This window comes from Deltaproteobacteria bacterium (assembly GCA_009692615.1).
GTDB lineage: Bacteria > Desulfobacterota > Binatia > UBA9968 > UBA9968 > DP-20.
On the sequence record SHYW01000150.1, the window covers coordinates 1 to 9,795 of the forward strand.

A 9,795-nucleotide genomic window follows, 5' to 3' on the forward strand; every position below is an offset into this window, starting at 1 on the left:
GACGCACACACTTGGCCTATATCGAACCAACTCCAACAAGGTGGGGTTCCGCTATGGCCAGGTTTCTAACTTACGACCTCAACCCAACGCACTACCCTGACATAATCGCGTTGCTGTTAACATGACATATTGACGTTGCCACGACACGGCCCGGATTTGGTCAACCGGGGCGCGATTCTGACGAGTTTCGCAGTCTGTAAAGGGGCTATTTCGAGCTGGTTACATGACGAGTTTAGCGGACCGGTAGTTCATATGAACGCGCGGACTTATACACAGGTTTTTCGGCGCGCCAAGTTCACTTCAAACCTAATTTTGGCGCCCATTTTTCCCAGATCTCTTCACGCTTGTCGGCGCTGAACTTGTTGGCGATGGCGAACTTGTCGCGCCAGTGAAACGGTTTGGTGGCGTCGATCAACATGCGGCCCATGGTGAAGTCGCCGCGTTCGCGTTTTTCCGGCGCCAGGCGCGGATCGAGATCGGAGGTCCAGGATTTCAAAATCTGCACCGACTCGGCCGGATCGACGCGGGTGCACATGGCCCAGATCACCTGCTTTAAGTCCACCGGATCGATGTCGTCGTCGACGGCGATGTAGTAGCGATACATGCTTGCGCCGGTCATCATGCCGGCGACGGCGGTGAGGGCTTGCAGCGCTTGGCCGGCGAATCTTTGTTTGAGCGCGACCACCACCATTAATGTATGACAGTGGCACCAGACGCCTTGAACATCGGAGACGCCAGACTGTTCGAGATGATCCCAGATGCGCGCGGCGAACAGCGGGATGCCGTAGCGCTCGGTGATCGGCAGCAGCGGCGGGTTGCCGAGCATGATCGGATCGTTGCGATGTAAGATTGTTTTCACCCGCACAACGCATTCTTCGCCGCTGTGAGTGTAGTAGCCCGGCCATTCGCCGAACGGCCCTTCGGCGTGGGACTCTTCTTCCGGCGGTGGCATGTCGCCTTCAATGACGATTTCTGAAGTCGCTGGCACGGGCAGGCCGGTGTAGGGCGCGCGCAGCACTTCCAGCGGAGCACCGCGCAGGGCGCCGGCGTATTCATATTCGCTCACGCCAGCTTTCGCCGCTGACGGCGCCGCCATCCAAGTCGCCGGCTCGCAGCCGACGACGATAGCAACTGGGCAAGGCTTGCCGGCTTGCCAATACTTGCGGGCGATCTGCTTGCCGTGCTTCTGCTCGATGATCCACAACGTGACGCGATCTTTGCCGACGACGCAGGAGCGATAAGTGCCGACGTTGACCCAGCCGCTGTCGGGATCTTTGATCACTACCATGTCGCCGGTGCCGATATAGCGGCCGCCGTCATGCTCGTGCCACTTGGGCGTGGGGAAAATTCCTAAATCGACTTGGTTGCCGGTAAGAACGTTTTCCAGGATCGGTCCGGTAGAAACTTCCACCGGCGCGAAGGGTTTGATGTCGCGAATCTTGTTGCGCCAGGCGCGGAGAATTTCCAGCTTCGGCGCGTCTGTGGACAAGCTCAACGCGAGGGCGAAGCGGCGCGCGCTGGCGAGGACGTTGGCGGCGATACGAAAGCCTTTCGGATAACCAACGATGTTATCGAAGAGCAGTAATGGTCCGTCTTGCTCGGCCATTAGTTCAGTGAGGCAGCCGATCTCAAGATTCCAATCGGCGCCGTCGATATGTTTCACCTCGCCGATGCGGGCGGCGCCGTCGATGAAAGTGCGTAGGTCGCTAAATGGCATGTATCCTCACTTGGTTCAGAATTCCAAATTCCAGATTACATATTCCAAACTCCGGACTTCGGCCAATCTGGAATTGGGAATCTGGAATTTGGAATCGCAACCCATTAGCCTTTGGCTAATGGGTTGCGTCATAGCAGCCGTCCATGAACATTCGATTCAAGTCCGCCGGCGTTACGGCGCAGTATTCCGCCGAATAGCCGGGCCGTTCGTTAACTCCTTCTTGGAGTAAACGGGCGAGCACATGTTGAGTGACCGCGCCGTGGGCCATGCGGTCGAGATGGTCCATGGTGTCGGCTTCGTGATGCTTGGAAAAATAACTCGCTTCGGCGGTAGTCAAGCCATAATGCTTGGTCAACGCTTTGAAAAAATCTAAACAGGAATCGCCGAAGGGCTTTTCCCACAGCACCGAGAACCAGTACTCTTGGATCTGCCCGTCGTTGATCAACGTGCGGTGAAAGTCCGGCAGGGCGCGGCATTCCGGCAACATGGGCGAGAGCAGCACTTCTTCTTTAGTCAGTCCAAGCGCCGCGCCGGTGCTCATTAGAATTTGAATGTGGCCGGGAGGCGACGGATGGCCGAATTCGTCGAGAACTTTTTGTGTGTAGACTTCCATCAGGTCGACGTTCTTGACGAAAAACCAAAGGTGTTTGTAAAATGCCGAAGTGTAAACCGAGTTGATCACCGGCACGAAGGCGCCCCAGTTTTTGTAGAATAGTTGAATGGTTGCTTTTTTGAGTTTGCCTTCTTTGAGTTCATCCATGAATTTAGTTTTGTCGACGGTCTGCTTCCAACGCTTGTCGCATTTTGCCGCCAGCTCGGCGACAAACTCTTTGGCTTGGCTCTCGTTCATTTTCAACATTCGTTGCGTCCTCCAAAAAATTCTCTCATTGAATATGGCACGGCCACGGAGCTGTCAAGGCGGGTTGCTCGGGTGCTTGCCGAAGCGACAAGGACTAGGATAAAGTGCGGCAAATTCACATGGAGGATTACCTATGGATTGCATCAACCTAAAAGAAGAAATGGATAAGGCAAAGCGCAAGATCGATCTGTTCGGCACGGATAATTTTCGTTCTTGGCTGCTTTATTTCGTGCCCGGCGACGGCACGGATATGCATTATCACGCAAGTCCGGAAACCTTTCTGGTGTTTTCCGGCAACGGCGTGGTCAAGGGGCTCAAGGGCGAAGAGCGGCCGATCAAGAAAGACGATCTGCTGTGCTTGGCCGCTAAAGATTACTATCAGATCGTCAACACCGGCAGCGAGCCGTTGGTGATGCTCGGCAACCGTTCGGAAGCCTTCGGCGGGCCGCATATCCTGGCCGACGGCAGTGACCGCCAGCAAGTTGAGAAGGGGGCCTAGGCGCCCACAGCCGGATCAATTGACAAGTTGCAGGGTGAGTGGTTAAGTTTGCGGGTGAATTCAAGTCGAGGTTGTTAAATGCCGATTTACGAATACCAATGTCAGAAGTGTGGCGTCATCGAAGTGACCCAGCGGATCACAGAAAAATCATTGGCCAAATGCCCGACCTGCAAGAGCAAGGTTAAAAAATTAATCTCCAACACCTCGTTTCAGCTCAAAGGCACCGGCTGGTATATCACCGACTACGCCCGCAAGGGCCAAACCAACGGCGAGTCCAAGAGCGAGAGCAGCCCGAAGGCTACTGCTTCAACGGAATCGAAGAGCGATAGTGGGTCGAAGTCCACTGCTGGTTCGGATTCGAAGAGCGAGCCAAAAAAGAGCGAATCCAAGAAGAGCGAGAGTGCGAGCGGCGGCAGCGACAAATCGTCATCGACATCGAGTTCGAGCTCAAGTTCAACCTCGGCCTGAGCGATCCCAGCATTGCAATGAAGCGGCGGCGCCTGCGGGCGCCGTTGTTGTTTTGGTCCACTGCAATCCAGTTGCCGTTAATCGTACTGTGCGGCTCTGGACGGCAAATTGTTTTTTAGCTATAGGTGAAACGGTAAAAATATTTGAAGGAGGGTTTGATCAATGGCACAGACGATTGACAATATTGTAGATCCCAATGATTCCGGCTTGGCGTCGGAAATGGTGAAGATCGGCGCTTTGAACGCCTATGTTTCGCGGCCCAAGGATGGCAAGAACTTGGGCACGGTGATCGTGATTCACGAGAACCGCGGGTTGGTGGGACATATTAAAGACGTGACCCGCCGGTTCGCCAAGGATGGCTTTGCCGCCATCGGCGTCGACCTGATGAGCCGCATCGGCGGCAGCGATACCTGGAACGGCAGTGACGAAGCGACCAAGGAAATCGCCAAGATCACCGGCGCTATGGCGGTGGAAGATTTGACCGCGGCGGTCGCTTACATGAAAAAGCAGAGCTACGTCAACGGCAAAGTCGGCGTCGTCGGTTACTGCTGGGGCGGCGGCCAGTCGCTCAACTTCGCGACCAAGTGCAAAGACCTGAATGCGGCGGTGGTTTACTACGGCAAGAATCCCGATCTGGAAACCGTTGCCAACATTCCTTGCCCGGTGATGGGCAACTATGCTGGAGACGATGCCAACATCATGCCGGGGGTGGAACCGTTCAAGGCGGCGCTGGCTAAGGCGGGCAAGAGCTTCGACTGCAAAGTGTTCGATGGCGCCAAGCACGCCTTCAACAACAACACCAACGCCGACCGCTACAATCCCGAAGCGGCGAAGGAAGCTTGGAGCAGAACGACCGGTTTCTTTAAAGCGACTCTGGCGTAAATTGGATGTCGCAATTGCGACCATGCGGCATGTGGCCGACTCCAACGAGTCGGTTCACATGCCGCGTTTTTTTCGATTGCCGGGCCGGTTGAAGCGATTTGAACTATTTGGTTTCGGCTAGCAGTGGGCGCTCGCCGATCGACTTGCGGGCAAGTTCTGGCGTGATGATATAGGGACCTTCACTGGTGTCGCGCCAGATTTGTTTGGTCAGCTCGACATTGCCGCCGCTGGCAACAAACGATAGCGCGCCGCCGGCGGCGCCCACCGCCATGGAAAATACTTTCAATGGCAAAAATATTAAATTACCGGCCGTCAATTCGACGGCCATGCCGGCCTTTTCGATCACGTCTTCGGCGCGCAGATAACTCGGCGCAAAGTTGATTGCCGTTACGATCGCGAGAGTTGCCGCCCATTTATTTTTTCTCATTCGATTACCCTCTGCCAAAAAATCTTTGTCGGATGGCGTCGACGCCGTGGGTTGGATTCCAGTAGCGGCGCACGCCGAAATAGTAACTGCAGGCCTCATTGTCGAGATCGTTGTTGAAACAGCGCAATTGGCCGTCTTGAAAGCGCACGCGGGCCAGACAGGTGCCGCCCGGAATCGATGATGTCATGATTTCCATGACAACGCCTAATCCCCATTCCTCATAACGTATGTGATTGACCTCGTCGCCGACGCGCAGATAGAGCCGCTTGTTATCGCCGGCAGCCAGGGATTTTTCCCGGCGCCGTTGGAAGTGTTTGAGGGTGAGGCTGACATTGGCTGCGCTTGGCGCGGTGGCGGCACCGCTGCGCGGTTCGGTGGGCGCATCCACTGGTTTCAAGCGGCTAGTTCGCGCCGGTACGGACGCGATCGTTTTTCGCGGTGATTTACCTTTGCGCACAAATGATCCTTTTGAATCAGCTGTCCCTCGAAATTAAATATCGCCGTCGCCAAACATCCGATCGATGGCGCATCATCACAGAAATCGGCGCCAATAGTCAAGCTCGGTTGCGCCATAAAATTATTGTTACAACTCCAAGAATGGCGCAACCGCTTCAGCTAGGCGCTCGGGATTATCCTGATGCACCATGTGGCCGGCGTTGTCGATGACGACGTGGCGCTGATCGCGCAGCGCTTGGTAACGTTGCTGCTTGTCGGTGCGGCGGGTCTGGCGGCTCTGTTGGCCGTCGACGATCAACACCGGGCACTCGATGCGGCGAAAAAACTCCAACGCTTGGGCGCTGTAAAAAGGTTGAGGCGATGCGGTGCGGTGCAGTGGATCGAACTTCCAGACCCATTTACCGTGGTGATTTTGCTTCATGGCGGCGCGCGCCAAGTCCAACGCGAAGGCATCGTTCAAACGCGGATTGCTTTGGCGGAGTTGGCTGGCGCCGGCTTCGATGCTGGTGTATTCACGAAAATGGCGGCGGCCGCGCTCGCGCACTTCGTCGATCCACAATTGCATGCGCGCGGGGGCGTCGGAAAATTCCATGCCCACCGGTCCGACGCCTTCGATGAGCACGAGCTTGGTGACGCGATTGGCAAAGGTTCCGGAGTATTGAAAGGCGATGGTGCCGCCCATGGAATGGCCGATCAACTTGCACTGCGATATTCCCGCCGCGCGCAGCACGCAATCGAGATCGTAAACATAGTCGGGAAAATGATAGTAACCGCCAGCGCCGACCCAGCCGCTATCGCCGTGGCCGCGGCAATCGGGCGCGATGATCCGCAGCGGGCGATGGCTCTTTGCTTGCAACGCCGCGACGAACAAGCGCCAGCTGTATGCGAGATCGAGAAAGCCATGAACAAGCACCAGCGGTTCGCCGCCAGGTTCACCCCATTCCAAATAGTGCAGCGGCAAGCCCAGGGACTCGACGATATGTTCACGGGGCGCCGTCATGATGCTAGATTTTTTTGATCGGCACTTCGACAAAATCGCTTTGCGCTTGGGACCAGGCGAAGGCGCACATGCGTTTGACCTCGCGGCCGTAGATCGACACGACGATTTGCGTCGCGTTGGGAAAGGTCGGTTCGCCGAAGGGGCTGGCGAAGGCTTTGTCCTCGGCGGAAAAGTAGGCTTCGTGGTCGGGATGCGAATGGTAGAACGCTTTGAGGTTGGCGCCGTTTCTGGCGCCGTTGTCGATGACGCGCTCGAGTTCATTCAAATCCATGGCGTAGGCGATCACCGCGGTGCGCGGATAAGTTTCGGGATCGAGGGCGTGCAGTTTGTTCTGAATATTATCTAGCGGCTGCACGGTCTCGTGGGCGCCGTTCGCCAAGATCACGCCGCAGCATTCGTCGGGGAAAGTTTCTCGAGCGTGGCGGGCAACCGCGTTCCACGCGTCGCTGCTCAAGGTGAATTCACTCGCTGTAATCATCGCCATCACCCTTAACATGGCACGATGGTGGATTGCCAATGTCGCGGCGCTGGCGTGGGGAAAATGCTCGGCGTTTCAATGCCGCGATATAGCTTAGAAGGTAGGCGCTTTAGCTTTTTTGTTATTTTGATAGGCGTCGAGCACGGCGGTGGCGTATTCGTCGGAGAGTTGCAAATTTTTCTCCAAACGATTTTGAGTCTCGCCGGGACCGGCGTTGTAAGCGGTCAAAGCTAGGTTGAGACTTTGAAACTGTTTGGTCAAATCGTGCAGATAATAAACGCCCAATCGGATATTGAACAACGGATCGTCCAAGAATTCCGGGCGAAACGAAGCGGCGCGAAAGCCATATTCTTCGCTCAGCGTTTCCGTGAGGAATTTGCCGGTCTCGGGCATGATCTGCATGAGCCCGCGCGCCCCCATGGGCGAGACGGCGCTGTTCTGGAATCTGCTTTCGACTTGAATGACCGCGACGACCATCATCGGATCGAGATGGCGCTTGTGGCTTTCTTCCAAGATCACTTCGGCGACTCGCCATGCTTCCGTGTCGATCATGTCGGGACGATGGAATTTTACAATTGAATAAATCCTGACCAGTTCCTTGGGCCGCGGCTTCTCCGCGACTTCGACGATTTTGATCAATGACTTGATATCGCCAATTGCCGCGTCCAGCAAAAAATGTTGATACGCCAAGAGCGCCGGCGCGAACAGCGCGACGATGGCGATCAATTGGCAGCAAATTCGGCTTTGGCTCGAAGTGCGGGTAGATTTATTTTGCGATGCTTGGTGCATGGTTCGATTTCGTAACCCAATGGTTCGCGATGGTGAAAATGCGCGGACGGAATCAATCGTCCTGCGTTTGCTATCAAAGGAAAATCTTGATGTCAACGTAAAATTGCCAAAAATCCGCTTGAGCGGAGAAAAATTACTTGCCATTTTTTTGGATACCTGAAATTGCAGAAGAATATATTTTTAGATCGCAATCTAACAAAGTTATACTTGTTGTAACGATTGTGTTGGCGTGCGCGAAAAAGAAAAAGGGCGGAGATTTTTTCTCCGCCCTTTCTTGCAGAACCCATGTTGGTGAAAACTTATCTGCCGGTGCGCGCCAAAGAGTGAACCCAGCCTTGCATGCGGCCTTTGGCATTTTGAATATCTTTGTCGCTGAACCATTTTTTGAGATCGACTCTGTCGACCGGATAGACCGGCCGCATGAAGTCGCTCTCATAGCCGAAGGGGACGGTGGCGTCGATGCCCATGCCGCCTTCGAAACTGGTATTCGACGCAGTCCATTCCTTTTCGCCGGCGGTCATGCGCTCGGCGGGCATGAAGGTTTGGCCGCGGCCGCCGGGCAGCGGATTGATGATGTCGGTCTTGGGATTCACTCGCGTGGTGATGTTCCACATGATGTCGTCCATGTCGTAGGGATCGCTGTCTTCGCTGACGGCAACCACTAAGCGCGAACCTTGCGAGGTGGCGAGAATCGCCGCCATGAAATTACGCTGCCAACCTTCTTCGATGCGGTTGCGTTTCTTCACTTGAATGATCGCGCCGCCCCAATCGGTCATGCAATAGGGAATGTTGACGTCCATGATGATGCCGGGCTGCATTCTTTCGCACAGCTCGAACATCGCCGCTTCGCGCACTGTCGTGTCGATGTTGTGATCGTCGAGGGTGTGGACGCCCAACGGAAAAATAATCGGCTTGCCTTCGCGCTTGCGCGTGGTGACGGCGGTGACGTGGAAGGTCGGAGCCTTGTAGGCTTTTCCCATATAGCCGGCCCATTCGGGATGGAAATGGAAGCGGCCTTGGATGCCGGCTTTTTCCGACTCCGCGGTTTCGAAACGGCGATCGCGCGGATTGACATAACCTTCGAGGATCACTTCGGCATCGGCCAATGCGTAGGCGTCGACGGTACGCGCTTTGACTAAACGCATCGGCGCGCCTTGGACAGCGCCGGCGATGCCGACTTCATCGCAGCCTTGGGGCAGGATGACATAATCGAAGCCCGCGCCGGCGAGCAGCGAACCCGCAACCGGCAAGCCGAAGTTCATGGTGATCGGCACCATTTTATTGTCTTTGTAATATTTGCTGACGACTTGCCACATGTGCGAGCCGGGAGAGATTTGGAAAGTGCCGACATTGCCCCAGCGGAAGTTCATGCGGTTGTAACCGAGATCGGTGCCGCCGTTGAAATATTCACCGGCGATCAAACGGTTGCCGGAACCGACGGTCAGTTCGGGTTCGATGTCGGTGTGACGGATCGGCACGACGAAGTCGTTGGCTTCCGCCGGCTTCTCGTAAACTTCTTCTTGCACCGGCGCGTCTTTTTGATCGACGACGATGGGCTTGATCGGATTGTTGATGGCGTAAGCGAGCTTGCGCGTGCGGTCGGCGTGATCCTTCCAGCCGAACATCTTGTTGATGACGTTCATGTCGCCGAACAAGTTGGTGATACAACGATGCTGCGGTTTGCCTTTGACGTTGTTGAAAAGGATCGGGCAGCCGCCGTCGAGCTTTTTCTGGATGCCGGTCAGTTCCAGATTGGGGTCCACCTCTTTATCGGTGATGATGATATCCCCTTCTTTTTTCATCCATTCGATGGAACTGCGTAGATCCCGACATTCTTCCGGCGATGCCCCGTCTCGTTTCGCGTTTGCCATTGCTTTCCTCCGAAGTTTTTACGTTGATTTAGCCCGGTTCTTAATTTTATTGACGCAAAAAAAGCCTGACTTTGAAACCAACCACGAAATTCTTCGACCCAATAGGACCACGAAAACGAGAGATGATTTTCAGCTTCAGGAAATGTGGACGGTCCAAATGCCTACAGGAAAAATTTCCTGAAGTCAACGAAGCGAATCGGTTCATGTTGTAGCAAAGTGATTATGTCAGGGGTTAACGGCAACGTAATTATGTCAGGGTGGAAGGATGACAACCCTGACAATGAAAGACGAGAAACGACTAGACGTAATTCAACGAGTATATCGCAGCGAGATCACCGTGGTTGAGGCC

The 9,795-nt window shown here is 55.0% G+C and carries 11 protein-coding genes; 3 read left to right on the forward strand and 8 right to left on the reverse strand.

Annotation, left to right across the window (positions count from 1 at the left end; translation table 11 throughout):
• Positions 1–295: 295 nt before the first annotated feature.
• Both EXR70_23480 and EXR70_23485 read right to left on the reverse strand, forming a co-directional pair.
• Complete coding sequence (locus EXR70_23480; GenBank protein ID MSP41458.1) at positions 296–1,717, reverse strand: UbiD family decarboxylase; 1,422 nt, start codon at positions 1,715–1,717, stop codon at positions 296–298.
• 115 nt (positions 1,718–1,832) lie between these two features.
• Positions 1,833–2,576: a hypothetical protein gene (locus tag EXR70_23485; protein ID MSP41459.1), complete on the reverse strand. Its 744-nt coding sequence runs from the start codon at positions 2,574–2,576 to the stop codon at positions 1,833–1,835.
• Positions 2,577–2,709: 133 nt separating this feature from the next.
• On the opposite strand from EXR70_23485, the gene EXR70_23490 reads away from it, so the two are divergent.
• The 3 genes from EXR70_23490 to EXR70_23500 all read left to right on the forward strand — a co-directional run bounded on the left by EXR70_23490 (position 2,710) and on the right by EXR70_23500 (position 4,425).
• Positions 2,710–3,075: a cupin domain-containing protein gene (locus EXR70_23490; GenBank protein MSP41460.1), complete on the forward strand. Its 366-nt coding sequence runs from the start codon at positions 2,710–2,712 to the stop codon at positions 3,073–3,075.
• A 78-nt stretch (positions 3,076–3,153) separates the two neighbouring features.
• Entirely contained in the window at positions 3,154–3,543 is a 390-nt protein-coding gene (locus EXR70_23495) for a zinc ribbon domain-containing protein (GenBank protein MSP41461.1), read from the forward strand.
• 162 nt (positions 3,544–3,705) lie between these two features.
• Positions 3,706–4,425 (forward strand): dienelactone hydrolase family protein, encoded by a 720-nt coding sequence (locus EXR70_23500; protein MSP41462.1) that lies wholly within the window; start codon positions 3,706–3,708, stop codon positions 4,423–4,425.
• 103 nt (positions 4,426–4,528) lie between these two features.
• Here the strand turns inward: EXR70_23500 and EXR70_23505 are convergent, their stop codons facing one another.
• The 6 genes from EXR70_23505 to EXR70_23530 form a co-directional block, all read right to left on the reverse strand.
• Positions 4,529–4,852, reverse strand: a complete 324-nt coding sequence (locus tag EXR70_23505) for a hypothetical protein (GenBank protein ID MSP41463.1) — start codon at positions 4,850–4,852, stop codon at positions 4,529–4,531.
• Positions 4,853–4,856: 4 nt separating this feature from the next.
• A complete protein-coding gene (locus tag EXR70_23510; GenBank protein ID MSP41464.1) occupies positions 4,857–5,138 on the reverse strand; it encodes a DUF3553 domain-containing protein in 282 nt (93 codons plus the stop codon).
• Positions 5,139–5,435: 297 nt separating this feature from the next.
• Positions 5,436–6,308 (reverse strand): alpha/beta hydrolase, encoded by an 873-nt coding sequence (locus EXR70_23515; protein ID MSP41465.1) that lies wholly within the window; start codon positions 6,306–6,308, stop codon positions 5,436–5,438.
• A gap of 4 nt (positions 6,309–6,312) precedes the next feature.
• On the reverse strand, positions 6,313–6,804 hold the full coding sequence (locus tag EXR70_23520; GenBank protein MSP41466.1) for a hypothetical protein: 492 nt from the start codon (positions 6,802–6,804) through the stop codon (positions 6,313–6,315).
• A 75-nt stretch (positions 6,805–6,879) separates the two neighbouring features.
• Complete coding sequence (locus tag EXR70_23525; GenBank protein ID MSP41467.1) at positions 6,880–7,719, reverse strand: lytic transglycosylase domain-containing protein; 840 nt, start codon at positions 7,717–7,719, stop codon at positions 6,880–6,882.
• Between the two features lie 155 nt (positions 7,720–7,874).
• On the reverse strand, positions 7,875–9,446 hold the full coding sequence (locus tag EXR70_23530; protein MSP41468.1) for a UbiD family decarboxylase: 1,572 nt from the start codon (positions 9,444–9,446) through the stop codon (positions 7,875–7,877).
• Between the last annotated feature and the right edge of the window lie 349 nt (positions 9,447–9,795).

Excerpts from the sequence above, each read along its gene's own strand:
- EXR70_23515 (MSP41465.1), bottom strand. The coding sequence starts at position 6,308 with ATGACGGCGCCCCGTGAACATATCGTCGAGTCCCTGGGCTTGCCGCTG.
- EXR70_23490 (MSP41460.1), top strand. The coding sequence starts at position 2,710 with ATGGATTGCATCAACCTAAAAGAAGAAATGGATAAGGCAAAGCGCAAG.
- EXR70_23480 (MSP41458.1), bottom strand. The coding sequence starts at position 1,717 with ATGCCATTTAGCGACCTACGCACTTTCATCGACGGCGCCGCCCGCATC.
- EXR70_23505 (MSP41463.1), bottom strand. The coding sequence starts at position 4,852 with ATGAGAAAAAATAAATGGGCGGCAACTCTCGCGATCGTAACGGCAATC.
- EXR70_23525 (MSP41467.1), bottom strand. The coding sequence starts at position 7,719 with ATGGCAAGTAATTTTTCTCCGCTCAAGCGGATTTTTGGCAATTTTACG.
- EXR70_23495 (MSP41461.1), top strand. The coding sequence starts at position 3,154 with ATGCCGATTTACGAATACCAATGTCAGAAGTGTGGCGTCATCGAAGTG.
- EXR70_23530 (MSP41468.1), bottom strand. The coding sequence starts at position 9,446 with ATGGCAAACGCGAAACGAGACGGGGCATCGCCGGAAGAATGTCGGGAT.
- EXR70_23520 (MSP41466.1), bottom strand. The coding sequence starts at position 6,804 with ATGTTAAGGGTGATGGCGATGATTACAGCGAGTGAATTCACCTTGAGC.
- EXR70_23485 (MSP41459.1), bottom strand. The coding sequence starts at position 2,576 with ATGTTGAAAATGAACGAGAGCCAAGCCAAAGAGTTTGTCGCCGAGCTG.
- EXR70_23500 (MSP41462.1), top strand. The coding sequence starts at position 3,706 with ATGGCACAGACGATTGACAATATTGTAGATCCCAATGATTCCGGCTTG.